Source organism: Agrobacterium sp. NPDC090283 (assembly GCF_044769685.1).
GTDB lineage: Bacteria > Pseudomonadota > Alphaproteobacteria > Rhizobiales > Rhizobiaceae > Agrobacterium.
In genome coordinates, this window is sequence record NZ_JBIVYG010000022.1 from 1 (window position 1) to 24,159 (window position 24,159).

General features: G+C 60.3%; 26 protein-coding genes. 10 read left to right on the forward strand and 16 right to left on the reverse strand.

Annotation, left to right across the window (positions count from 1 at the left end; translation table 11 throughout):
- Positions 1–192 precede the first annotated feature (192 nt).
- Positions 193–666 (reverse strand): DUF1284 domain-containing protein, encoded by a 474-nt coding sequence (locus ACIQUH_RS24110; RefSeq protein ID WP_400820026.1) that lies wholly within the window; start codon positions 664–666, stop codon positions 193–195.
- 45 nt (positions 667–711) lie between these two features.
- Positions 712–1,392, reverse strand: a complete 681-nt coding sequence (locus ACIQUH_RS24115; RefSeq protein WP_400819859.1) for a GntR family transcriptional regulator — start codon at positions 1,390–1,392, stop codon at positions 712–714.
- A 228-nt stretch (positions 1,393–1,620) separates the two neighbouring features.
- Between ACIQUH_RS24115 and ACIQUH_RS24120 the strand changes: the two genes are divergently transcribed.
- From ACIQUH_RS24120 to ACIQUH_RS24130, 3 genes are all read left to right on the forward strand, one after another.
- Positions 1,621–2,310, forward strand: a complete 690-nt coding sequence (locus ACIQUH_RS24120; protein WP_003520496.1) for an HAD family hydrolase — start codon at positions 1,621–1,623, stop codon at positions 2,308–2,310.
- Between the two features lie 71 nt (positions 2,311–2,381).
- Positions 2,382–2,660 (forward strand): BrnT family toxin, encoded by a 279-nt coding sequence (locus ACIQUH_RS24125; RefSeq protein ID WP_400819862.1) that lies wholly within the window; start codon positions 2,382–2,384, stop codon positions 2,658–2,660.
- The gene (locus ACIQUH_RS24130; RefSeq protein ID WP_400819865.1) at positions 2,639–2,953 is read left to right on the forward strand and encodes a BrnA antitoxin family protein; all 315 of its coding nucleotides are present in this window, start codon (positions 2,639–2,641) and stop codon (positions 2,951–2,953) included. Before ACIQUH_RS24125 ends, ACIQUH_RS24130 begins: the two co-directional genes overlap by 22 nt.
- A gap of 66 nt (positions 2,954–3,019) precedes the next feature.
- Here the strand turns inward: ACIQUH_RS24130 and ACIQUH_RS24135 are convergent, their stop codons facing one another.
- Positions 3,020–3,559 carry a PilZ domain-containing protein gene (locus ACIQUH_RS24135; protein WP_400820028.1) on the reverse strand — a complete coding sequence of 180 codons (540 nt, stop codon included), beginning with the start codon at positions 3,557–3,559 and terminating at the stop codon, positions 3,020–3,022.
- Between the two features lie 294 nt (positions 3,560–3,853).
- Between ACIQUH_RS24135 and thrC the strand changes: the two genes are divergently transcribed.
- From thrC to ACIQUH_RS24155, 4 genes are all read left to right on the forward strand, one after another.
- Positions 3,854–5,251, forward strand: a complete 1,398-nt coding sequence (gene thrC, locus ACIQUH_RS24140) for a threonine synthase (RefSeq protein ID WP_400819868.1) — start codon at positions 3,854–3,856, stop codon at positions 5,249–5,251.
- 21 nt (positions 5,252–5,272) lie between these two features.
- Complete coding sequence (locus tag ACIQUH_RS24145; RefSeq protein WP_400819871.1) at positions 5,273–6,571, forward strand: M16 family metallopeptidase; 1,299 nt, start codon at positions 5,273–5,275, stop codon at positions 6,569–6,571.
- Positions 6,572–6,664: 93 nt separating this feature from the next.
- The gene (locus ACIQUH_RS24150) at positions 6,665–7,264 is read left to right on the forward strand and encodes a GNAT family N-acetyltransferase (protein ID WP_400819873.1); all 600 of its coding nucleotides are present in this window, start codon (positions 6,665–6,667) and stop codon (positions 7,262–7,264) included.
- Entirely contained in the window at positions 7,261–10,176 is a 2,916-nt protein-coding gene (locus ACIQUH_RS24155) for an EAL domain-containing protein (protein WP_400819876.1), read from the forward strand. Before ACIQUH_RS24150 ends, ACIQUH_RS24155 begins: the two co-directional genes overlap by 4 nt.
- Positions 10,177–10,357: 181 nt before the next feature.
- On the opposite strand, the gene ACIQUH_RS24160 is transcribed toward ACIQUH_RS24155, so the two are convergent.
- From ACIQUH_RS24160 to ACIQUH_RS24170, 3 genes are all read right to left on the reverse strand, one after another.
- On the reverse strand, positions 10,358–11,464 hold the full coding sequence (locus tag ACIQUH_RS24160) for a putative zinc-binding metallopeptidase (protein WP_400819878.1): 1,107 nt from the start codon (positions 11,462–11,464) through the stop codon (positions 10,358–10,360).
- Positions 11,465–11,631: 167 nt separating this feature from the next.
- Entirely contained in the window at positions 11,632–11,823 is a 192-nt protein-coding gene (locus ACIQUH_RS24165) for a CsbD family protein (protein ID WP_080825714.1), read from the reverse strand.
- 101 nt (positions 11,824–11,924) lie between these two features.
- The gene (locus tag ACIQUH_RS24170; protein ID WP_003521117.1) at positions 11,925–12,530 is read right to left on the reverse strand and encodes a YqgE/AlgH family protein; all 606 of its coding nucleotides are present in this window, start codon (positions 12,528–12,530) and stop codon (positions 11,925–11,927) included.
- Between the two features lie 161 nt (positions 12,531–12,691).
- Between ACIQUH_RS24170 and ACIQUH_RS24175 the strand changes: the two genes are divergently transcribed.
- From ACIQUH_RS24175 to ACIQUH_RS24185, 3 genes are all read left to right on the forward strand, one after another.
- Entirely contained in the window at positions 12,692–13,540 is an 849-nt protein-coding gene (locus tag ACIQUH_RS24175; RefSeq protein WP_400819881.1) for a protein-disulfide reductase DsbD domain-containing protein, read from the forward strand.
- Between the two features lie 223 nt (positions 13,541–13,763).
- On the forward strand, positions 13,764–14,249 hold the full coding sequence (locus ACIQUH_RS24180; protein WP_400819884.1) for a peroxiredoxin: 486 nt from the start codon (positions 13,764–13,766) through the stop codon (positions 14,247–14,249).
- A gap of 489 nt (positions 14,250–14,738) precedes the next feature.
- Positions 14,739–16,946: an autotransporter domain-containing protein gene (locus ACIQUH_RS24185; RefSeq protein WP_400819887.1), complete on the forward strand. Its 2,208-nt coding sequence runs from the start codon at positions 14,739–14,741 to the stop codon at positions 16,944–16,946.
- A 14-nt stretch (positions 16,947–16,960) separates the two neighbouring features.
- Here ACIQUH_RS24185 and ACIQUH_RS24190 read toward each other — a convergent pair whose 3' ends face one another.
- The 10 genes from ACIQUH_RS24190 to cyoE form a co-directional block, all read right to left on the reverse strand.
- Entirely contained in the window at positions 16,961–17,269 is a 309-nt protein-coding gene (locus ACIQUH_RS24190; RefSeq protein ID WP_400819890.1) for a Dabb family protein, read from the reverse strand.
- Between the two features lie 173 nt (positions 17,270–17,442).
- Positions 17,443–17,883, reverse strand: a complete 441-nt coding sequence (rnhA, locus tag ACIQUH_RS24195; RefSeq protein WP_400819893.1) for a ribonuclease HI — start codon at positions 17,881–17,883, stop codon at positions 17,443–17,445.
- On the reverse strand, positions 17,880–18,848 hold the full coding sequence (locus ACIQUH_RS24200; protein WP_400819895.1) for a homoserine kinase: 969 nt from the start codon (positions 18,846–18,848) through the stop codon (positions 17,880–17,882). The genes rnhA and ACIQUH_RS24200 overlap by 4 nt, the downstream gene beginning before the upstream one ends.
- Before the next feature lie 91 nt (positions 18,849–18,939).
- Positions 18,940–19,986 carry a 4-hydroxy-3-methylbut-2-enyl diphosphate reductase gene (gene ispH / locus ACIQUH_RS24205; RefSeq protein ID WP_400819897.1) on the reverse strand — a complete coding sequence of 349 codons (1,047 nt, stop codon included), beginning with the start codon at positions 19,984–19,986 and terminating at the stop codon, positions 18,940–18,942.
- Between the two features lie 60 nt (positions 19,987–20,046).
- On the reverse strand, positions 20,047–20,781 hold the full coding sequence (locus ACIQUH_RS24210; protein WP_400820030.1) for an SURF1 family protein: 735 nt from the start codon (positions 20,779–20,781) through the stop codon (positions 20,047–20,049).
- A gap of 10 nt (positions 20,782–20,791) precedes the next feature.
- Positions 20,792–21,178, reverse strand: coding sequence for a DUF983 domain-containing protein (locus ACIQUH_RS24215; protein ID WP_400819900.1), 387 nt, complete (start codon positions 21,176–21,178; stop codon positions 20,792–20,794).
- Positions 21,179–21,452: 274 nt separating this feature from the next.
- A complete protein-coding gene (locus ACIQUH_RS24220) occupies positions 21,453–22,328 on the reverse strand; it encodes a cytochrome c oxidase subunit 3 (protein WP_400819902.1) in 876 nt (291 codons plus the stop codon).
- A gap of 61 nt (positions 22,329–22,389) precedes the next feature.
- Positions 22,390–23,007: a cytochrome c oxidase assembly protein gene (locus ACIQUH_RS24225; RefSeq protein ID WP_400819904.1), complete on the reverse strand. Its 618-nt coding sequence runs from the start codon at positions 23,005–23,007 to the stop codon at positions 22,390–22,392.
- Positions 23,008–23,035: 28 nt separating this feature from the next.
- A complete protein-coding gene (locus ACIQUH_RS24230; RefSeq protein ID WP_003521105.1) occupies positions 23,036–23,167 on the reverse strand; it encodes a hypothetical protein in 132 nt (43 codons plus the stop codon).
- Positions 23,167–24,120: a heme o synthase gene (cyoE, locus tag ACIQUH_RS24235; protein ID WP_003521104.1), complete on the reverse strand. Its 954-nt coding sequence runs from the start codon at positions 24,118–24,120 to the stop codon at positions 23,167–23,169. Before cyoE ends, ACIQUH_RS24230 begins: the two co-directional genes overlap by 1 nt.
- Positions 24,121–24,159: the final 39 nt, after the last annotated feature.

The following is a 24,159-nucleotide window of genomic DNA, read 5'->3' on the forward strand; positions in this document are numbered from 1 at the left end:
GCCCGCAAACTGCTCGTCATCGCAAACGCCATTCTCAGGGACAAAACCACATTCAAAACATCCTGAGAATAATATCCACCAATACAGTTGCCAGCCGATGCGCGTCGGCGCGGCGGGAAGAGTCTTTTCAGCCCAAGGACTTGGGCTGGCTGGATTCCTGTGACAGGCACAGGAATGAGGGTGGAGAAAACGTCACAATTTCCGGCCAGACGGCCCATATTTGGGCCTGAGCATCGGATGGCTGGAAAGACGCGTTGCATCCTTCGGCACCACCTGTAACGGCGCGCCGATTTTCATGCCGGCAAATCCCGAAGCCGCGATGCGGTCGCAAAGCCTGATCCACTGACAGCCGCGACAGGCCTGCCGGATGTCTCCGGCGGCGAAAGCCGCGCGCATCTTTGCAAGAAAATCCGGCGTCGCCTGCAGCCTTTTGCCCGCAATCAGTGTTTCGCCCAGAAGCGCCGAAACCGAAAGGCGTGCCATCTCGTCCCGTTGCACGACACCCTCGTTAAAACAGTGGGCGTGGCTTTCGCAGAGCAGGCCCTCGCAGATGTCGTCCGCCCCCTCCACCAGTTCGATATCTTCACCCGCATTCAGCCGGGCGGCGACACGGTCGTAATTTTCCACGAAACCGGACGTGTAGCCCTTGCCGATATAGGTCAGCATGCAGAGAAGGTGGTGGGGCCGCAGGCGGACGGTCACGGGCCCGCCCTATCCGACGATGGCGAAGGCGTCGCGCACCGAGCCGGACGAGGTGCGGATTGCCTTACGACCGATCCACTGCACATGTCCGTCGAGAATACGCACCGCCTCCTCGGCGCGGCCGCCGCGCAGCGCGTCGATGATGGCGCGGTGGTCGGTATCGGTGCGGCGCTCCCAGCCGGCCCGCCAGGCGGAAAACAGGAAACGGGCGCTCGCCGCATGCAGACCATCGATTGCTTCCATCAGACGCGGCATGTTGCAGGGCGCGGTGATGAGGCGATGGAAGCGGCGATTGGCCTCCTCCCAATGCTGCACGTCGACGGCGCTGTCGCCCTCCAGTGTGGCGGCCTCCGCCTGATCGAGAATGGCTGAAGTCATGTTGGGAATGGCGTGGCGCAGCGCCAGAACCTCAAGGGCGGCGCGCATTTCCGCCACTTCACGCACATCGTCGAGACCGAAATCGGCGACCCGCACGCCGCGGCGCGGAATGCTGGCGGCCAGACCCTGCGCTTCCAGCCGGCGAAACGCCTCGCGCACCGGCACATGCGAGGCACCGAATTCGGCGGCGATATGATCCTGCCTCAGACGTTCGCCCGGCGACAGCTCACCGCGAACGATGCGGTCGGCCAGCGTGCGGCTGATGCGTGCGGCAATGGTGTCTTCAGGCGTGTTTTTCACTGTCTTGGGCATAACATCCCATAACGCATATGGCGCGACTGTGTGTAGCGGTTTTTGCGCACGCCAGATCAGCAAAGCCGAATATTCGAAGCCTGGCAGCAGCCTGTCCATTCCTCGCCCATGGCCAAGCTATGAGCCTGATGGGACTGACCCTTGCGGGCCAGCCGGTTGAGCTTGGCGCGGACATGGTCTAAAAGCCGGCATCATTTCTTCCAAACAAATCCGATACAGGGAGCGCCCATGAGCGGCTTCGACCTCATTATTTTCGACTGTGACGGCGTTCTGGTCGATTCCGAAATCATCGCGGCGCAGGTGGAATCCCGCCTTTTGACCGAGGCCGGTTATCCGATCTCCGTCGAGGAAATGGGCGAGCGTTTCGCCGGCATGACCTGGAAGAACATTCTGCTGCAGGTGGAGAGCGAAGCGAGCATTCCGCTTTCCGCCTCCCTGCTCGACAAATCCGAAAAACTGCTCGACATGCGGCTGGAACGCGACGTGAAGATCATCGAGGGTGTGAAATTCGCGCTCTCGCGCCTGACGACGCCGCGCTGCATCTGCTCCAACTCCTCCAGCCACCGTCTCGACATGATGCTGACCAAGGTGGGCCTGAAGCCCTATTTCGCACCGCATATCTATTCCGCCAAGGATCTCGGCGCCGACCGCGTGAAGCCGAAGCCCGATATCTTCCTGCATGGCGCGGCGCAATTCGGCGTTTCCCCGGACCGCGTGGTGGTGGTCGAGGATTCCGTGCACGGCATCCATGGCGCAAGGGCCGCCGGCATGCGGGTGATCGGCTTCACCGGCGCATCCCACACCTATCCGAGCCACGCCGACCGGCTGACGGATGCCGGGGCTGAAACGGTGATTTCGCGCATGCAGGACTTGCCGGCCGTCATTGCGGCTATGGCGGAGTGGGAAGGCGCTTTTTGAGTTGTGAAAGCGCTTCTTTCGTGATCTGACTTGCTGCATTGATATTTTAATAAATGTAGCTACATTAATTCATGAAAATCATATGGGACGAGCCCAAGAGGCTCGCCAATATCGAGAAGCACGGCTTCGATTTTGCGGATATCGATGGCTTTGACTGGGATAACGCCATCATCGAGAAAAGCCTGACCGGATCTGGGAGTTCGCGCTTCAAGGCGATCGGATATTTCCGGAACGGGACTATGGCTGTCGTTTTTGCGACTGTCGGAACAGAAGCGATATCCATCATCAGCTTCCGACAGGCAAGTTCCAGGGAAAGAAGGAGGTTGCCATGGCCAAAGTTGCAAAACTAAAAGAATTCAAACCCGGACGCGGCTATACCCAAGCGGATTGGGACGCTGTCAATTTCCCGGAAATGACGGATCAGGAACTCGAAAATGCGCGCCCCGCCCGCGATGTCCTGCCTCCCGCCTTTTTCGAGGCCATTGACGAGTACCGTAAGTCGCGTGGTCGCCCGGCCTTGGATAAACCAAAAAAACAGGTAACTTTACGCCTCGATGAGGATGTGCTGGAGCGCTTTCGCGAGGGCGGCAGAGGGTGGCAGAGCCGCATCAATGACGCTTTGCGGAAGGCTGCCGGAATCTAAAGGCGTCATTCCATTTAAGGCCGGAGCCTGCCGAGCAGCCTCCGGCTTCGATTTTAACCGGTCAGATCACCGGCGCTTGGTCTTCGCCTTTACGCCCTGCTCGGCAAAACCGATGAAGACGCTAACCGATTTCGGTGCGCCGCCCGGTCCGTTGGGAATGGCAACGTGGTCGTTGTTGAAGATGAACTGCGTGCCGGCTCCGCCTGCGGGAACATCGATGGCGAAATTGGTGGTTTCGCCGTAGATCTCGCCATCGCCGTCCTTCACCGTCACGCGGATCGGCACGGTGACGCGGCCGGGTTTGGCCATCGGGCCGGGAACGAGGCGGCCCTGAGCCAGCACGTTTACGGTGAGCGTCGATTCATTGGCGGTGCAGGAGCGCGTCGTATCCGACAGCGAGACCTGATAGGCGAGTTTCTGCGGATCATCCTTGGCGCCACCGGCGTAAACGCGGTGAACGGCATTGGCGTCGAGAACCGTCACGGCCGGGCAGTTGGCCTGAACCACGGCGGCCGTCGGCGCGGCCTGCGCCGTTGGCGGATTGACGGCAAGCGAGTCCGACGGGTTGGAGGAATTGCACCCTGCAACAACGGCCAGAAGCGACATCGCGGCGGACAAACGCAAGAAATTCCCTGACACTCTTCTAATTCCCTCTCCATTGTCCCGGAACAGAACCGGAGACGCTGTTTATTGACCTTTCACGCAGGTTGGCGATGGTCTATAGCAGCGACGCCGGAAAAAATCGATTGGCATGTTCGGTTTTGCTTGAATTTTCAAAAAAGCCCTTCATTACCTCGCCAATCGCCTCATTTCGGTGAGACGCTGCTGAAAAAGACGCCGAAGACCGGCACCGGACATACCGGTTAAGGACAAGGCCGGTTAGGGACAAGGGACTATCTCGTGAAATATGTATCGACCAGGGGTGCGGCCCCTTCGCTTGGTTTCTGCGACGCGCTTCTGGCGGGCCTTGGCCGTGACGGCGGGCTTTACGTGCCACGCGAATGGCCTTCCATGTCGAAGAAGGAAATCCGCAACCTGCGCGGAAAATCCTATCAGGACGTTGCTTTCGAGGTTCTCTACCGTTTCACCGGCGGTGAAATTCCCGCCGACAAGTTCAAGGCGATGATCGACGACGCCTATTCGACCTTTCGCCATCCCGCCGTCGTGCCGCTGACGCAGACCGGCCCGAACACTTTCGTGCTGGAACTTTTCCACGGCACCACGCTCGCCTTCAAGGATGTGGCGATGCAGCTTCTCGCCCGCCTGATGGATTATACGCTCTCCGAGCGCGGCGAACGCGCCACCATCGTCGGCGCCACCTCGGGCGATACCGGCGGTGCGGCCATCGACGCCTTTGCCGGCCGCGAGCGCACCGACATCTTCATCCTCTTCCCGAACGGCAAGGTCTCGCCGGTGCAGCAGCGCCAGATGACGACCTCGACGGCTTCCAACGTGCATGCGCTGGCGATCAACGGCAATTTCGACGATTGCCAGACGCTGGTGAAGGAGATGTTCAACGACGTGAAGTTCCGCGACGGCGTGAAACTTTCCGGCGTCAACTCCATCAACTGGGCGCGCATCATGGCGCAGGTGGTCTATTATTTCACAGCCTCGCTGTCGCTCGGCGGTCCCGACCGGAAGATTTCCTTCACCGTTCCCACCGGCAATTTCGGCGATATCTTCGCCGGCTACGTCGCCAAGAAGATGGGTCTGCCGATCGACAAGCTGGTCATCGCCACCAATGACAACGACATTCTGGCGCGCACGCTGAAGACCGGCCGTTACGAGATGCGCGGCGTCAAGCCGACCACCTCGCCTTCGATGGACATCCAGATTTCATCGAACTTCGAACGGCTGCTGTTCGAAGCCTATGACCGTGATTCCGCTGCGGTGAAGGCATCGATGGACGGTCTCAAGCAGTCCGGCGCGTTTGAAATTCCGGCCAAGGCACTGAAATTCATCAAGAAGGATTTCCGCGCCGGCCGCGCCACCGAAAAGCAGGTTGCAGCGACCATCCGCCACACGCTTGAGAAAACCGGTTACCTCATCGACCCGCATACGGCTACCGGCGTTTTCGTGGCCGAGAAGCAGGAAAAAGCGGGAAGCCCGATGGTGGTTCTGTCGACCGCGCACCCGGCTAAATTCCCGGCTGCTGTAAAATCCGCTTGCGCAATCGACCCGGCGCTTCCAGTATGGCTAGCTGACATCATGAACCGGGAGGAGCGTTTCGATATTCTGGATGCGGAATTGAAAGCCGTGGAAACCTTCATCGGCAAACATGCACGCGCCGGCAAATAGAGACGCGGAAAGACGTTGAGTATGAGAGTAAATTTGACCCGGCTTTCGTCCGGGTTGACCGTTGTTACGGAAAGAATGCCACATCTCGAAAGCGTTGCTCTTGGGGTGTGGATCAAATCCGGCTCCCGCAACGAGACGACTGCCGAACACGGCATCGCCCATCTTCTCGAACATATGGCTTTCAAGGGCACGGCGCGCCGCACCGCCCGGCAGATCGCCGAAGAGATCGAAAATGTCGGCGGCGAAGTCAACGCCGCGACATCGACGGAAACAACCTCTTATTATGCCCGCGTTCTCAAGGACCATGTGCCGCTCGCGGTCGATATCCTCGCCGATATCCTGACGGAATCGCTGTTCGACGAAGATGAGCTGGAACGCGAGAAAAACGTCATCCTGCAGGAAATCGGCGCTGCGACCGATACGCCCGACGACGTGATCTTCGACAATTTCTCCGGCGTCGCCTATCGCGACCAGACCATCGGCCGGCCGATCCTCGGCACGCCGGATACGGTGCAATCCTTCACCAGCGGTGAGATTCGGCATTATCTCGCCCGCAATTACACGACGGACCGCATCTTCGTCGTCGCGGCCGGCGCGGTCGATCACGAAAGCTTCGTGAAGCAGGTGGAAGAGCGTTTCGCTTCGCTGCCGCTCGTTCCCGCGGCACCGCCCGTCATGGAAAAGGCGATCTATACCGGCGGGGAAATCCGCGAGACCCGCGACCTCATGGATGCGCAGGTGCTGCTCGGTTTCGAAGGCAAGGCCTATCACGCCCGCGACTTCTATTGCTCGCAAATCCTCGCCAATATTCTCGGCGGCGGCATGTCATCGCGCCTCTTCCAGGAGGTGCGCGAGGCGCGCGGCCTGTGTTACTCCGTTTATGCCTTCCACTGGGGCTTTTCCGATACCGGCATCTTTGGCGTGCATGCGGCGACCGGCGGCAACGACCTGCCGGAACTGATGCCCGTCATCGTCGATGAATTGCGCAAGTCTTCGGAGATCATCCATCAGGAGGAAATCAACCGCGCCCGCGCGCAGATCCGTGCGCAGTTGCTGATGGGACAGGAAAGCCCTGCCGCCCGCGCCGGCCAGATCGCCCGGCAGATGATGCTTTATGGCCGGCCCATCCCCAATGAGGAGATGATGACGCGCCTTGAGGACATCACCCGGGAGCGTCTGACCGATCTTGCAGGACGGCTGTTTTTCGATACAGTTCCGACACTGTCTGCCATTGGTCCGCTGGAACACCTGCCGCCCCTCTCAGACATCACGACGGCATTCTCCGGGCAGCAGCCTGCAAGGATAAAGGCGAACGGATAAACCACTATGAGAGCGGGACTTAAAGGCGAAGACCGCTCATCTTTTTCGCCATCCCGCTCGCGGATGGCGATATCTGCCGCCCAGGGATCGTGAATGCTGCGTTTTCTTTCCCGACATAGCGACACGCCCGAACTGCGCAGCGCCAACCACCTCCTCAGACTGCCGCGCTACGGCGATTTCAAGCAATGGCATGTGCTGCGCTCGGAAAGCCGGCAGTTTCTGCAGCCGTGGGAGCCCACCTGGCGCCCGGACGAACTGACCGAAAGCGCTTTCCGCATGCGCGTAGTGCGCAATGGCCAGGAATTTTCGTCAGGTACGGCCGTCTCGTTCCTGCTGTTCGAAAAAGAGACGCTGCTGGTCGGCGGCATCACCATCGGATACATCCGCCGGGGTGCGGCACAGAGCTGCATGATCGGATATTGGATCGGCGAGCGCTACGCCGCGCAAGGCCATATGTCTGCCGCATTAAAATTGGTAATACCCTACATCTTTAACGGACTTCAGTTGCACCGTATCGAGGCAGCCTGTATTCCGGAAAACTTCAAAAGCATCCGGCTTCTCGAAAATGCCGGGTTCCAGCGGGAAGGCCTCCTGCGGGAATATCTGAAAATCAATGGCCAATGGCGGGATCATATGATGTTTTCCCTTCTTGCCGACAAGCAAAGCTCCGGCGGAACGAAGTACGATACATGACCTACACTCACACTGCGCCTTGCCTTGCGAAACGTTTGGCGGCAATCGCGCTGGCTGCGCCGTTTTTCCTGCTGTTTCTGCTTTTCTCTTCCTATTCCTACGCTTTCGAGCCGGTGAAGATTTCCCGTGACGACACGGCGCTCGACCTGACGGCCACCACGGATATCTATGCCAATCAGGGCGAAGCCTTTCAGGTCTCTACCGCGCCCGGACCCGACGGCATCCGCCGCCGTATCGAGGTGCGCGCCAGCTCCACCGATCACCAGGGCGACTGGGCGGTTTTCGCGCTCGCCAACGTATCGGAAGAACAGCTGGAGCGCGTGATCGTCGCCCCGCATTTCCGCCTCGTCAATTCCAAGCTTTTCTGGCCCGATCTCGGCTCGCAGCGCATCATGGCCATCACGCCGAGTGAAGGCTTCGCGCTCGACCGGCAGCCGAGCCCGGATGCCGACGTGTTCCGCATCACGCTCAACCCCGGCTCCGTCATCACCTTCGTCGCCGAGCTTTCCACACCGCAGCTGCCGCAGCTCTATCTGTGGGAGCCGGAAGCCTACAAGGACACGATCAACGCCTTTACGCTTTACCGCGGCATCGTGCTCGGCATTGCCGGCCTGCTGGCCGTGCTTTTGACCATCCTCTTCGTGGTCAAGGGCACCTCGGTCCTGCCGGCTTCGGCCGCACTCGCATGGGCGGTGCTCGCCTATATCTGCGTCGATTTCGGCTTTCTCGAAAAGCTCATCACCGTCACATCAAGCGACCAGCGAATATGGAGGGCGGGCGCTGAAGTTGCGCTCGCCTCCAGCTTCGTGGTCTTCCTCTTCACCTATCTCAATCTCAACCGATGGCACGCGCATCTGGGTTATGCGACCTTTGCCTGGGTGGTGGGTCTGGCGCTGCTGTTCGGCGTGGCGATCTACGATCCTTCGGTTGCGTCAGGTATTGCCCGCGTCTCCTTCGCGCTGACGGCGACGGCCGGTATCGCGCTCATCATCTATCTCGGCTTCAACAAATATGACCGGGCCATTCTGCTCGTCCCATCCTGGGCGCTGATCCTCGTCTGGCTGTTCGGCAGCTGGCTGACGGTGACGGGGCAACTGGACAACGACATCGTGCAGCCGGCGCTTGGCGGCGGGCTGGTGCTGATCGTGCTTCTGATCGGCTTCACCGTCATCCAGCACGCCTTTGCCGGCAGCGCCTATCAGCAGGGGCTGTTCTCCGATCTCGAGCGGCAATCGCTCGCCCTGACCGGCAGCGGCGATACGGTCTGGGACTGGGACGTGACGCGCGACCGCATCGTCACCACACCCGATATTTCCAACCGGCTGGGGCTGGAACCCGGCACCATGCATGGCGCGGCGCGCAACTGGCTGCCGCGTCTGCATCCTGACGACCGCGACCGGTTCAAGGCGACGCTCGACGTGCTGCTCGACCATCGCAAGGGCCGTCTCAACCACGAATTCCGCATTCGTGCCGAAGACGGCCATTTCCACTGGCTGCAAATCCGGGCGCGGCCGGTTCTCGGCTCCAACGGCGAAATCATCCGTTGCGTCGGCACCATCACCGATATCACCGAACAGAAAAATTCGGTCGAACGGCTGTTGCAGGATGCGATGAACGACAATCTGACCGGGCTTCCGAACCGGCAGGTCTTCCTCGACCGCCTGCAATCGATCCTCAACCTTTCTTCCGACAGCGAGGGCGTCAAGCCCACCGTGATGGCGATCGATATCGACCGTTACAAGCTGGTCAACGATACGCTCGGCATTGCCGCAGGCGACAACATCCTCATTGCGCTGACCCGGCGTCTGCGCCGTCTCCTGAAGCCGCAGGATACGCTGGCGCGTCTTGGCGGCGATGAGTTCGGCCTGATCCTGACCTCCGAGCGCGATCCGCAGCGTGTGGCCGATTTTGCCGATGCGGTGAACAAGGCGATCATGGTGCCGATCAATTTCGCCAATCGCGAAATCATCCTCACCGCCTCCATCGGCCTCGTCTCGTGGATCGACCAGCAGGAAAGTGCGGCCGGGCTATTGAGCGATGCGGAACTGGCCATGTATCGCGCCAAGCGCGCCGGCGGCAACCGTGTCGAACCGTTCCGCCCCGCCTTCCGCACCTCAGGCACCGACCGGCTGCAGATGGAAAGCGACCTGCGCCGCGCCATCGAGCGCAAGGAACTGTCGCTCGCCTATCAGCCGATCGTGAAGCTCGATGACGGCGAACTGGCCGGTTTCGAGGCGCTGATGCGCTGGGAGCATCCCAAGCGCGGCAATATTCCGCCGAGCGAGTTCATTCCCATCGCGGAGGCCTCCGGCCTGATCGAGCCGCTCGGCATGTTCGCGCTGGAACGGGCGGCGACCGATTTGATGGACTGGCAACATGCCATCGAGAAGATGCCGATCTTCATTTCCGTCAATATTTCCAGCGCGCAGCTGCTGAACAACGAATTGTACAATGACGTGCGCGGCATGCTGACCCGCACGCGCTGCAATCCGCAGCAGCTGAAGCTGGAGCTGACGGAATCCGTCGTCATGGAAAACCCGGAACAGGCTCGGCTTGTGCTTTCCAAGCTCAAGGAAACGGGCCTCAGCCTCGCCATGGACGATTTCGGCACCGGCTATTCGTCGCTCGCCTATCTTACCCGCTTCCCCTTCGACACGATCAAGCTGGACAAGGCACTGGTGGCCAATACCAGCGACAAACGCAACGTTCTGCTGCGCTCCGTCATCGCCATGGCGCGGGCGCTGGACATGCAGGTGGTGGCGGAGGGTATCGAAACGCCTGAGGATGCGGCGGAACTTTCGCGGATGAACTGCCATTTCGGCCAGAGCTTCCTGTTCGGCACCCCGGTTTCCGGCGATGCGGCGCTGAAGCTTCTGCGGGAACGGTTCCAGCCGACGAAGCGGGCTTCGTAAACTTCGAGGGCGATTGTTATGCCCTCTCACCCACACACGGCGTCATCCTCGGGCTTGACCCGAGGATCCATCGTCGCTCGTGGGTGTGGATCCTCGGGTCAAGCCCGAGGATGACGGAGAGGTATTGAATACCCGCAACCTCCAAGATTTTCTGACTAGCCGCGCTAGGTCAGCACCTGACTCACTGAACCATCACACCCTGCTCTGCCATCCGCGCTTCATCCGCCGCCACCCTCCCATGCAGGAGCTCGTGAACGAACTCCATCTTCGCCACCACCGGCGGCGTCAGCACGAAGGGATAAAGGTCCGCCTCCCCCATGCTGCGCTGGATGGAATTGATGGCGACACTGAGCGGAATCCACGCCTTGACCAGCTGCGCGGCACTGCGGGCCTTATAGGGATCGAAGGTCACCTCCGCCGCCATCTCCTCGTGTCCGTCCGGATCGATCGCCACGCCGAAGGCGCGCGCCGTCTCCAGCGTATCGACGATGTGCAGATAATGGGCGAAACATTCGGCGAAGTCTTCCCAGGGATGAACCGAGGCATAGGAGCTTATGAAGCTTTCCTGCCAGTCGGGACGCGGTCCCTGTTCGTAGTTGCGTTGCAACGCCGCGCCGTAATCCTCGCGATCGTCGCCGAAGACCGCGCGGCAGGCCTCCAGCCGGTTTGCGTCCCTTACCAGCTTGTTCCAGATGAAATGCCCGACTTCGTGACGGAAATGGCCGAGCATGGTGCGGTAAGGCTCGTTCATATTGGCCCGCACCTGTTCACGCGTCGCATCATCGGCTTCTGCCGCGCGGATGGCGATCAGGCCTTCGTCGTGGCCGGTCATGGCGGGAATGACGGAACCATCGGGCGCCACCTCATCCACCAGAAAGTCGAAGACGAGGCCGCCGGCCGGATCGGCGTCGCGGTTTGGATGCGGCAGGCCGAGCCGCAGTATCGAATAGAACAGATGCCTCTGGGCCTGGCTGATGCGGCGCCACTGCGCAATCCCCTGCTCCGTGGCAATATCGGGCACCAGGCGATTGTGGCTGCAGGCGGGGCAAAAGGCGCTGGCGCTTTCCGCCGGCACCGACCAGTTGCAGATGTCATTCACCTCATTGGCGCAAAAACGCACCTGTTTTTCCGGTTCTGCGACGATCTGCCAATTCGGCTCTCCCGCAGGCGCCAGCGCTTCCATGGAAAGCCGTTCCGGCACGAAGGCCAGACGGTGGCCGCAGGAGACACAGAAACGATTGTCGAAATGAACAGGCTGGCCGCAGTATGCGCAGGAGAAAAGCTTCATGGATGAAACCCTTGCGATGGAACGGGTGGAGGAAAGGCAGGTATAAAATACGGCCGTGACGGCGTGACGACCTGGTCACCACGCCCCCATACGACAAGAGCGCATGTGCGATAACACATGCGCTCCACTGCGCCCTGTCGTGGGAGAGGCGCAGGCTTCATGCACTATTACATGCGGTCAACGGCGCCCTTGACGGCGTCTTTTGCCTTGCCGACGGAGGTTTGAACCTTGCCCTTGGTTTCCTGGGCGGCACCCTTGGCGCGCAATTCATTATTGCCCGTCGCTTCGCCGACGTTCTTCTTCACCTTGCCAGCAACTTCGTTGGCTTTACCGGCGATCTTGTCAGATGTGCTACCCATATTACTGCTCCCTAGTTGAGCCGTACTGTCTGTGCGGCTTTCCGGGTGAGTAACGTCAGGGGTAAGGATTTGGTTCCAGCCCAAAAACGGTCGAGACGCGCTCAGGCGTGCCCGGCATCCGTGGAGAGCATGCGGGCGTCGACGCCCATCAGGGCCAGAGCCCGCTCGTATTTATTGTCGAGGCCACGGTCGAAGATCAGCTCTTCCGCGGCCGGGCAATTCAGCCAGCCATTATTGGCGATCTCGTTTTCCAGCTGGCCCGGACCCCAGCCGGCATAACCGAGCATCATGGTCGCCCTTTGCGGGCCGCGGCCGTTGGAGATGGCGCGGACGATATCGAGCGTCGCCGTCAGCGAAATGTCATCGCTGACGGGGATGGAGGATTCGCTTAAGTAATCGTCCGAATGCAGCACGAAACCACGGCCGGATTCCACCGGGCCGCCGCACTGGATCGGAAATTCGCGGGTGCGGTTGGGCAGCATGATGGCGTCGTTGCTATCCACCAGCTTCAGATGCAGCAGAATATCCGTAAAGGTGATCTGCTGCGGCCTGTTGATGATGAAACCCATGGCGCCGGCGTCCGAATGGGCGCAGATATAGATCACCGAACGGGCAAAATTGCCGTCGTCCAGCCCCGGCATCGCGATGAGGAACTGACCATCGAGAAAGCCACGTTCGCGTTTGTCCATCAGGGTTGAAAAGCTCACCGGCGCCTCCAGCAGACCGAATTCCGTCGTTCGACGGAAAACGGCGTTCGCACTTCGACAGAGGACAGGATGCGGCATAGCGCCCGATCAATCAACCGAAAATGATGAACCGCACGAATTCGTAACTGGTCCGCCGGGCGATGTTGGGTTAGACGGGAAGCATGAGCCTCAGGATATTGTTTCGATTTTCATCTCTTCGCTTCGCGGCCGCATTTGCCGCCTTCCTCGGCGGCGCTGACGCCGCCCGGGCCGACATTACCGACTGGGCCAGAAGCGAAGGCGGCCAGATGCGCGTGGCAAGCCTTGCCATGGATGCCGACGGCGTGGTGCGCGGCGTGCTGCAGATCGAGCCGAAGGATGGCTGGATAACCTATTGGCGCGAACCGGGCGAAGCAGGCATACCGCCCCAGATCACCCCCGATCCGGCAAGCGGCGTGACACTCGCCACCATGGCCTATCCGGTTCCGAAGCTGCTCGAAAACGGCGACATCACCGATATCGGTTATGACCACGCCGTCAGCCTTCCCTTCCAGCTGAAGGCAGCCGACCCAAAGGCTGGCGGGAAGATCGACCTCACCGCCTTCATCGGCGTCTGCCAGAATATCTGCATTCCCTTCGAGGCGAAGTTTTCCATCGAGCGCGGCAATGTGGGTGATGATGACGGCGAGGAACGGCGTTTGCTGGAGGAAGCGCGCGAAACGCTGCCCGAAGCGGCATCCGACGATTTCAAGGTGATCGATTTCCACATCACGCCCGACAAGACCATGCTCGGCGTGCAGCTGCAATTGCCGGAGAATGCGCCGAAGGAGACCGAGATCTTCATCGCCGGCCCCTCCGGTTTTGCCTATTGCGAACCGCAGAATCTGGTGCGCGACAAGCGCAAGCTCTCCTTCTACATGAACATCAAGGGGCTGCCGAAAACCTATCAGGTGCAGGGCAACAGCTGGCCAATTCTGGTCAAATCCGGCGACCGGGCCATGGAAACGATGCTGAATTTCCCGAAGCCCTGAACGCTTCTTCGGTCGTCGCGGCGCGGGCGCTCCGGCTCGGGAATTTCCCTCGAAAAGCGCATGACAGATTTCATTTCCGTGCTCCGGATTTCTGTCAGGTCGTTCTCAATCTGACAGGATCCGGAGCCTTTGTTTTCGTTTGTCTTCCCGGGAAAACCGGGTTCCACTTTTCCCTGCCAAACTCTATAGTTCGCGCGAACCGAACCGCCACAGGAGCACGGACATGACCATCAAGATCGGCGATAAACTGCCTTCCGCAACCTTCAAGGAAAAGACGGCCGATGGCCCGGTGGAAACCACCACGGACGCCCTTTTCGGCGGCAGGAAGGTGGTTCTCTTTGCCGTTCCCGGCGCTTTCACCCCCACCTGCTCGCTGAACCACCTGCCGGGCTATCTCGAAAACCGCGACACCATTCTCGCCAAGGGCGTGGATGACATCGCCGTCGTTGCCGTCAACGACTGGCATGTGATGGGCGCCTGGGCGCAATCGTCAGGCGGCCAGGGCAAAATCCACTTCCTCGCCGACTGGGATGCTTCCTTCACCAAGGCGCTCGGCCTCGATGCCGATCTTTCCGGCGGCGGCCTCGGCGTGCGCTCCAAACGTTATTCCATGCTGGTTGAAGACGGTGTGGTGAAATCGCTGAATGTCGAAGAGAACCCCGGCCAAGCGACCGTTTCAGCCGCTGCGGCGATGATCGAGCAGCTTTAAGAAAATAAAACTCGCCGAAGAATAAATATTTTCTCTACGCTGAAAATTAAGCAACCCGGTGGACAACTCGTCTGCCGGGATTGACGTTTTATACAAAGCCTCGCAAATTCCGATCTTAGAATAACTTAAAACTCTTTCTTCCTTTTTTAAAACTACACTACAGAAGTTAAAATATATAAAAATATATTCTGATATTCTAAATATGAGATGCGTGTGCAGAGACATCCATTTGTTCCGGCTGGCATCTTATGGCCGGCAATCGACTTCCCTCTTAATAAACTTTTCCCAACCGGATGCGGAGCGCCGCAGACGGCGTCGTTCAGCTTGAGACCGCTGCTCACCGTCCAGGCCACGCGCCGGAAAATCCATTTCAACCGTGGCTCGGCTGGAGATGCGAGCCTGCCCCACCGACGTGCAGGGTGGCTTCGCGCTTTCACAAGAACCGGAACCTCATTCAGCCGTCTCTTCGTCCTGTCGGTTCTCGTTGCAATGATGGGATCGAACGACACGGCAAAGGCCGGGGACCCAACCGCGTCTTCATACACCCGGACGCTGAGCGACAGCCCCGGCACCACCTTCCGCGGGATCAGCGCCGATGGGTCAGCCGTAGCGGGATATTCCGGTCCCGAAGGCAGCCAGCGCTCATTCCGCTGGACCGCGGCAACCGGCGCCTTTCAATATCTCACGAACCCTCCCGGCGTCACACACTCCAGTGCCCATGACGCCAGCGCTGACGGCTCTGTCATCGTCGGACGGTACGATATCGGCAGCAGCATGCGGGCATTCCGATGGACTCCGGCAAACGGCGTCATGCAGGATATCGGCACACTGCCTAACGCAACCGGTTCCGTCGCCAATGCCATCAGCACCGACGGCTCCGTCATCGTCGGCGGATCGGGCTATTTCGAGACATTGCGAGCGTTCCGATGGACCGCGGCTAACGGCATGCAGAGTCTCGGCGTCCCTTCCGGAGGGAGAGCGTCCGTCGCCTATGGCGTCAACGCCGATGGTTCGGTCATCGTCGGGGAATATTCTGCCGGCAGCACGCGGGCATTCCGGTGGACCGAGACAGACGGTATCATGCGGGATCTCGGCGTGCTGCCCGGCTCAACCCAGTCCACCGCCTGGGCCGTCAGCGACGATGGCTCCGTGGTCGTCGGAGATTCCAGATTCACCATCGGCCCTAATGCCCATGAGTGGCGCGCCTTCCGCTGGAGCGCGGCGACCGGTGCGATGGAACCCCTTGGCGCCCTTGCCGGCGGAACCGCATCCGTAGCCTATGGCCTCAGCGCCAACGGTTCCGTCGTCGTCGGAGAGGCGAAATCCGGCACCGGGCAGCGGGGCTTCCGCTGGACGGAGGCCACGGGCATGGTTTCCGTCGAGGACTGGCTGCGCGGCAACGGCGTCACCGTCACCAGCGATTTCACCTTCAACGCCTTCGGCGTCAGCGCCGACGGCAATATCATTGTCGGCCAGACACAGAACAACACACCTTATATTGCCCGCGTCGTACCGGCCGAGACCGCCGCACCGGAAGAAAACGGTTCGGCGGGAACGAATACCCCTCAGAGTGAAAACAGTCCTTCCCCCAACGCCGGCACGCCGGCGCGTCCGGCGACTTCAACCAACACCACCGGGACAGAAAGGCAAGAGCCCACGGCTAGCACTGGTTCTGCCACCGCCTCGACCGGCAGCGTCGCCTCCGCAGCACCAACTCCTGTCGCCTTACCGGATGAGCCTGCGCGCTCCGCCGTGTCTGCCCGTTCGGGCATCATCGACTTTGATCAATATGCGCAGACGCTGACCGCAAGGCCGAATACCGGTATGGGTCTCGATCAAGCAAATACGCTTCTCGACGGCGCGCATGGTGCGCCGATGCGCAATCTGCTCGAACCCGGTCGCCAGTCTTTCTCCGTCGTCAGCGACATCGGCTATGATGACGGTCGTGGCTCGGCCGGCGGTTTCGGCATTGCCGATATCGCCTACGGTGTCGGGCTGGAAGGCGGAGCGACCGCGCGCCTCGCCTTTGGCGGTCTTTACGACGAGCGCGATATCGACACCGGTGGCGACTTCATCCACAGGGGCTCCTATATCGCCCCCGAGATCAGCCTGCCGCTCACCGGGGGCCTTTACGCCACCATTGGCGGTTATTATACACCCGGCAGGGTGTCGATCGAGCGCGGTTACCTCAATGGCGGCGCCATGGACTATTCGCGCGGCGAGGCCGATCTTAACGTATGGGCGGCGAAGCTGCGCCTCGACTGGCTCGATGCCCTTGCCATCGGCGAATGGAACCTGACGCCCTATGCCGGCGTCACCTATGCGAAAGCCGAGATGGGCGCTTATGCGGAAACCGGCGGCGCGTTTCCGGCCCGTTTTAATGCGAACCGCGAAAACTCCACCATCATTCGCGCCGGTCTCGATGGCATAACCGATCTCAGCGCCTCGATCCGCCTGCTGGCAAGAGCCGAAGCAGTCTACCGGCTGGAAAAGGAGACGGCGGCGACCACAGGCGCCATCGAGGGGCTGATGGGATTTTCTTTTGCCGGGCAGGAAATAGACCGCTTCTGGCTGCGCGGCGGCCTTGGTGCGGAATTCGACATTGCGGGCGGGACGGCGTCGCTGAACCTCAACGTCACCACAAGGGGTGACGATCCTGACCTATGGGTTCGGACCGGGTGGAAGATCACCTTCTGACCGGCCGCTTGCCCTTATACATTCATGTCAAACACCAGAAGCCCGGCAAGGCCGCCATCGGTGAGCGAGACGAGGCGCTCGCCCACTTCCATGTGCTTGGGATGGGCGAGATAATCGTCACGGGCTTCGGGGCTTTCCAGCGTTACGATGAAACCGTCGACAAAACCGCCATTCAGACCTTCGGGCGAGATGTTCTGGCCGTATTTAACGTCGATAATCCCGGGTATCTCGTCCTTCAGGGCCGCAATCGCCTCGAAAACAGCATGTTTTTCAGAGGATGCGGTCGCAGCCTTGAACCTTAGAAATACACAATGCAGGATCATCCGAATGTCTCCTCCGCTGGAACGCCTTCCGGCTGTTTGACGACAAGATAAGTCGGGTTTCGGTTTTCACAACCCCCAATCGGGCGCCAATCACGCCCCGATCGGGCCCCGATCGCGATTGAGCGTCCCGCCCGCTCAAGGGCAGGCCAGACCCGCAATAAAACAGGCTTGCGTTACCGGCGTTTGAAGGGCTCCATGCCCTTGCGCGCCAGTTCGTCGGCGCGCTCGTTTTCAGGATGGCCGGCATGGCCCTTCACCCAATGCAGCGTGACCTTGTGGCGTTGCTGCGCCTCTTCCAGCGCCTGCCACAACTCGACATTCTTGACCGGCTTGTTATCGGCCGTTTTCCAGCCCTTCTTTTTCCAGCCGAAAATCCACTTGGTGATGCCGTCCTTCACATAGGCGCTGTCGGTATAAAGATCGACCTCGCAGGGGCTTTTCAGCGCATTGAGCGCCGAAATCGCCGCCATCAGCTCCATGCGGTTATTGGTGGTTTCCGCCTCACCGCCGGACAGTTCCTTCTCCACCTCGCCATAACGCAGCACGGCACCCCAGCCGCCCGGACCGGGATTGCCGGAGCAGGCGCCATCGGTGAAAATATCGACATGCTTCATTCGCCCGCCAGCCCATATTCGGCGACAGTGGCGATGGACCGGTGGAACCGCAGCTTGCGCAGATATTCCAGCGGATCCTTCTTCACCACCAGCGCGCCCTCCGGCGTCGTCAGCCAGTCGTAAAGCCGTGTCAGAAAGAAACGCAGCGCCGAACCGCGCGCCAGAAGCGGCAGTGCTTCCAGCTCCGCCTCGCTCAGCGGCCGCACCGACTGATAGCCTTCCAGCAGCGCCTTGCCCTTGGTGACGTTATAAGCGCCGTCCTTCTCGAAGCACCAGGCATTGAGGCAGATCGACACGTCATAAGCGAGCAGATCGTTGCAGGCGAAATAGAAGTCGATCAGGCCGGAGAGTTCGTCACCGAGGAAGAACACATTGTCCTGAAATAGATCCGCATGGATGACGCCCGCCGGCAGATCCTTCGGCCAATGGGCGGCGAGATACTCGATTTCCGGGCGGATTTCGGCCTTCAGGCCCTTCTCCACCTCGTCGGCGCGGGCTTCGGACTTGTCCCACAGCACCTTCCAGCCCTCGACGGAGAGTGCGTTCGGACGCTTGATTTCGAACCCCTCACCGGCCAGATGCATGGCGGCCAGCGCCTTGCCGACTTCGCGGCAATGTTTCGCTTCCGGCTTTCTCAGCCACATGCCTTCGAGGAAGGAGATGAGCGCGGCCGGCCGGCCCGACAGTTCTCCCAGCAATTCGCCATCCTTGCGCGGCAGGGGCAAGGGGCAGGACAGGCCCTTGGCGGCCAGATGCTGCATGAGGCCGAGGAAGAAGGGCAGATCGTTTTTCTCCACGCGCTTTTCATAAAGCGTCAGGATCAGCGGATCCCTGGTTGTATGCAGCAGGAAATTGGAGTTTTCGACGCCCTCGGCAATGCCCTTGTAGGAGGTGAGGCTACCGACGTCATATTGCGTGAGGAAATTCCTCAGATCGTCTTCGGTGATATCAGTATAAACTGCCAACTTTAAATCTCTTGATGAAGGATGGAATGGAAATCTCGGAGGAGGATGGCACAGGTGAAGCGAAAACCGCCCTCACTCAGCGCCACCCGCTTCAGATGCCGGCGGCGGCTTTTGGCGGCAGGGCGTTGCTGGCATTGCCGTTCACGAAAGCCATGTCATCCGTCGTCAGCTCAATGCTGCGCAGCTCGCGGTTCACGAGGAAATGTTCCGTTTCCTCAACCGTCACGGCAAGGTCGAGCGTCGTATCGAAGCGCGCCTTGAAGGCCTCGATGATCTCATCGACGATCACCTCAGGCGCGGAAGCACCGGCCGAGAGGCCGACGGTGCTGATATCGCCGATTTCATCCCAGTCGATTTCGGATGCCCGCTGCACCAGCACGGAGCGTTTGGCGCCGGCCCGCAGAGCCACTTCCACCAGCCGCTTGGAATTGGAGGAATTGGGGGCGCCGACGACGATGAAGAGGTCGCAGCCGGGGGCCGCCTGCTTCACCGCATCCTGACGGTTGGTGGTTGCGTAACAGATGCTGTCGGCGGCAGGCGCCTGAATGGCCGGGAAACGTTCCTGCAGCCTGGCGATGACGCCGGCGGTATCATCGACCGAAAGCGTCGTCTGGGTGACGAAGCCGAGATTTTCACGGTCCAACGGTTCATAACGACCGGCATCTTCCACCGTCTCGATCAGCGAGACCGTTCCTTCGGGAAGCTGACCCATGGTGCCGATAACTTCGGGGTGGCCGGCATGGCCGATCAGCACCACATGGCGGCCGAGGCGCTGGTGGCGCATGGCCTGCTTGTGGACCTTGGAGACCAGCGGGCAAGTGGCATCGAGATAAAACAGGTTACGCGCCTGCGCATCTTCAGGCACGGATTTCGGCACGCCATGGGCGGAAAAGACCACCGGCTGCTCGCGATGTTCGGCGGGAATCTCGTGCAGTTCCTCGACGAAAACCGCGCCCTTGGCTTCCAGCCCTTCCACGACATAACGGTTATGCACGATTTCGTGACGAACATAGACCGGCGCGCCATAGGCTTTCAGCGCCAGCACGACGATCTGGATCGCCCGGTCCACGCCCGCGCAAAAGCCGCGCGGTCCGCACAGCCTTATCGTCAAAGGGGGTTTGGAAACGGCGATGTTCATTCGTGCTCCTTGGCCAGCTCACTGGTCTTGCCCGATAAGCTGCCTTACCGGACGGGCGCTTCATTCACCCTGCGCTTTACCGTTCCGGAAATAGGCAAAACCGGCGACGATGACAAGGGCTGCCGCCAGACCATACCACGTTATCGCATATTGCAGGTGATTGTTGGGCAAATCTATCAGTGTCACGCCACCCTGCGGCCAGCCGCCGGGATTGGGCGTGGCGTCGGCATCCACGAAGAGGTTGACCAGACGGTCGGAGGGGATATCGGCGCTGGACGCTATCGCCGCCAGATCCTTCCAGTAGAAGATATTCTTGGCGATATCATTATCCGGCAGCAGCGAGGACGGTTTCGCAACCAGCGGCGCACGCGCCAGCCCTGTTATCGTCACCTCGCCGGCAACCTGCCCGTCGGGCCGTTTGGCCGGTTCCTTCATCTCGAAGGGCACGAAACCGCGATTGACGAAGAGGATGCGGCCACCGGCAAGCGTCAGCGGCGTATAGATGTAATAACCGGTTTGTCCCTGATGGGTGGCGAAGAAATGCCGCTCGCGGGCATGATCGAATGTGCCGGAAAGGCTGACCCGTCGATATTCGATATCGCCGCCGCTTTTCGCCATCGCCTCTATATCGGCGAGCGGCACCGGGCTTGCGCTCCGCCGCTCCTCGATATCGGCAATCAGCGCCTCTTTCCAATAGAGACGCTTCACCTGCCAGGTGCCGAGCCCGAGAAGGATGGCAAGCGCCAGCAGCACCAGCGGCGCGGCGAACCAGACCCGCCTTTCCGCCGCCTTCATGTGGGAAAAGTCATTCACGATCAAGCCTGCCTTCGCTTGCATTGTTCCTGTATTGCAGCGCAATCATGATCCCTTTCAGCTTGCGCAGCAGCACGAGGGAGACAATCACCGTAAACGGCAACCACAGCATGACATGCACCCAGACCGGCGGCGCAAAACGCTGATCGAACCAGAGCGCCAGACCGACGACCAGAAAACCGACGATCAGCATGACGAAAACCGCCGGACCATCGCCCGCATCGGCAAAGCCATAATCCAGCCCGCAGGCGCTGCAGGAAGACTTCGGGGTCAGGAAGCCGTCAAACAGCCGGCCATGGCCACAGCGCGGGCAGCAGCCCTTCAGCCCGACCTTGATGGGATCGACCGGCGCGAAATTGCCGTTTGATGGTTCAGACATGGTGAGCCCTCCCGCTTCCGCTTGCAAAACCTCAAAGAGCGCATGGCGCTTCGGGTCGTCGCATATGATCCGGCGTCGCGGCTGGTTTCTTCTCCCCGCCGGGGAGAAGGTGGCCCGAAGGGTCGGATGAGGGGGCAAGCTCGCGGTCTATCGCTAACCTCGCCCCCTCATCCCGCTACCGCGACCTTCTCCCCGACGGGGAGAAGAAACACGTGGCACCCGCTCGCTCCACAGGTGATGGCCTGTTCCGGGCCCAGGATTCTATTCGACGCAATCAGCCGTGCAGCGGCGCGCCCCAGCCACCCCAGATATAGATGGCGAAGAACAGGAACAGCCAGACGACGTCAACGAAGTGCCAGTACCAGGCGGCGGCTTCGAAACCGAAATGCTGCTGGGGCGTGAAACCGCCGCCAATGGCGCGGAACAGGCAGACCAGCAGGAAGACCGTGCCGACAAAGACGTGGAAACCGTGGAAACCGGTGGCCATGAAGAAGGTCGCGCCATAGATCGAATTCTTGAAATCGAACGGCGCGTGCATGTATTCGTAAACCTGCACGGTGGAGAACAGGATGCCGAGCGCGACGGTGAGCAACAGACCGGTGATCAGGCCCTTGCGGTCATTATGCAGCAGGGCGTGATGCGCCCAGGTGACGCAGGTGCCCGACAGCAGCAGGATGACGGTGTTGTAGAGCGGCAGGTGCCAGGGATCGATCACCTCGATGCCCTTGGGCGGCCATTGCCCGCCGGTATATTCGAGGCGCGACGCCTGAATGGCCTCATGCGGGAAGAGGCTGGCATCGAAATAGGCCCAGAACCACGCCACGAAGAACATCACCTCCGAGGCGATGAACATGATCATGCCGTAACGCAGGTGAAGCGAGACGACGCGGGTATGGTTGCCCTCATGGGCTTCCTTGATCGTGTCGGACCACCATGCGTACATGGTGTAAAGCACGATGGCGAGGCCGATATAAAACAGCCAGGGATTGGCCAGTTCCGCGCCGAACAGCTTGAAGGAGCCGCCCGACAGGTAACGCATGTAACAGACGCCACCGAAGGTCAGGATGAAGGCGCCGATCGAGGCCAGAAGCGGCCAGGGGCTTGGATCGATGATGTGGTAATCGTGGTTCTTCTGATGCGTATCTGCCATTGCGACAATCCCCTGGTATCTCTTCCCTGATCCGGCCTTAACAGAAAGGCCAGATCTCCTCTCACAATTTGCTTTCGCCAAACTCAGTCTTTACCGGCAAGGACGCAACCGGTTTTTCGGTTTTGGCCGGATAAAACGTATAGGACAGCGTTAAGGTATGAATGCTCTTGGTTTCGCGTGCCGTGGCGATGTCAGGATCGACAAAAAACACCACCGGCATTTCCAGCGTTTCACCCGGCTGCAGCGTCGTTTCGGTGAAGCAGAAACACTCCACCTTGTTGAAATAGGCACCCGCCTCCATGGGCGTGACGTTGAACACCGCCGTGCCGGTGGTGGCCACGGGCGAACGGTTGGTGGCCTTGAAGGTGACCTGTATCGTTTCGCCGATCTTCGGCTTCACCATCTTGTCCACCGGGCGGAAATCCCAGTTGAGGCCGTTCGACGTGTTGGCGTCGAAGGTGACGTTGATGGTCTTGTCGAGGATGACGTCTGAATATTGCTCAACGCGCTGCGTCGTGCCGTTATAACCGGTCACGCGGCAGAACAGGCTGTAAAGCGGCACGGCGGCATAGGCCATGCCGATCATGGCGCAGAAAAACACGAGGCAGAGCACGAGGATGGAGCGATTGCTCACCCGCTGCTTACCGACCCCCGCCGTATGGGTTTCCATATTTGCCATGTCCTCCTCCTCTCCCCCAATCAGACCGTCAATGCGAGCCGATCTTGATGATGGTGATGATATAGAACAGCACCACCAGACCGGCGAGCAGGACACCGAGCGCGATGTTGCGCCCGCGTCTCGATTTTTTCTGCGCCGCGCTCAGTTCCACCGTTTCCATCACAGGACTCCCGACATGACGGCCTTCAGGGCCGGCGCGAAATGATCGGCCAGAAGGCCGGAGAAAATCGCAAAAAGGTAAAGCACCGAATAAGCGAACATCTTCTTGGCCGGCAGCATCTTCTCGTCGCCCTCAGGCATGCGCCGGACGTCGAGCGAACAGTAGACGAAGATCGCGCTCAGCACGGCGGCGAAGATGCCATAACCGGCGCTCGCAAGGCCGGTGAAATAGGGCGCGACGGCCGCGGCCGCGGTCAGCACCGCATAAACGATCATCTGGTTCTTGGTGGAGCGTTCGCCAACCACGTTCGGCATCATCGGAATGCCAACGGCGCCGTAGTCGCGCATCTTGAACAGAGCCAGCGCCCAGAAATGCGCCGGTGTCCACAAAAAGATGATGAGGAACAGGATGATGCTGTCAAGCGAAACGCCGCCGGTGACGCAGGCCCAGCCGAGCATGGGCGGGAAAGCGCCGGCGGCACCGCCGATGACGATGTTCTGCGGCGTCGAGCGCTTCAGCCACATCGTATAGATGACGGCGTAAAAGAAGATGGTGAAGGCGAGCAGGCCGGCCGAGAACCAGTTAACCGCAAGGCCGAGAATGACCACCGAGAAGGCCGACAGCGTCAGCCCGAAGGCCAGCGCCTCGCGCGGCGCGATGCGGCCGGACGGGATCGGTCGCCTGGCGGTGCGGCTCATCACGGCGTCGATATCGGCATCGTACCACATGTTGAGCGCACCGGACGCGCCGGCGCCGACGGCGATGCAGAGAATGGCGATGATGCCGAGCACCGGGTTGATTTCACCCGGCGCCAGCACGAGGCCGGCAAAGGCCGTGAAGACGACGAGCGACATGACGCGCGGCTTCAGCAACTCGAAATAATCGCGCGCGCCGGCTTCCGAAAGTTCGGAGCCCTTCACGCCCAGCATGTCGCGATTGTCGATAATGCTCATTTCCTGTCCTGTTTTCCTTCAGGTGCCGCCTGTCGTGGC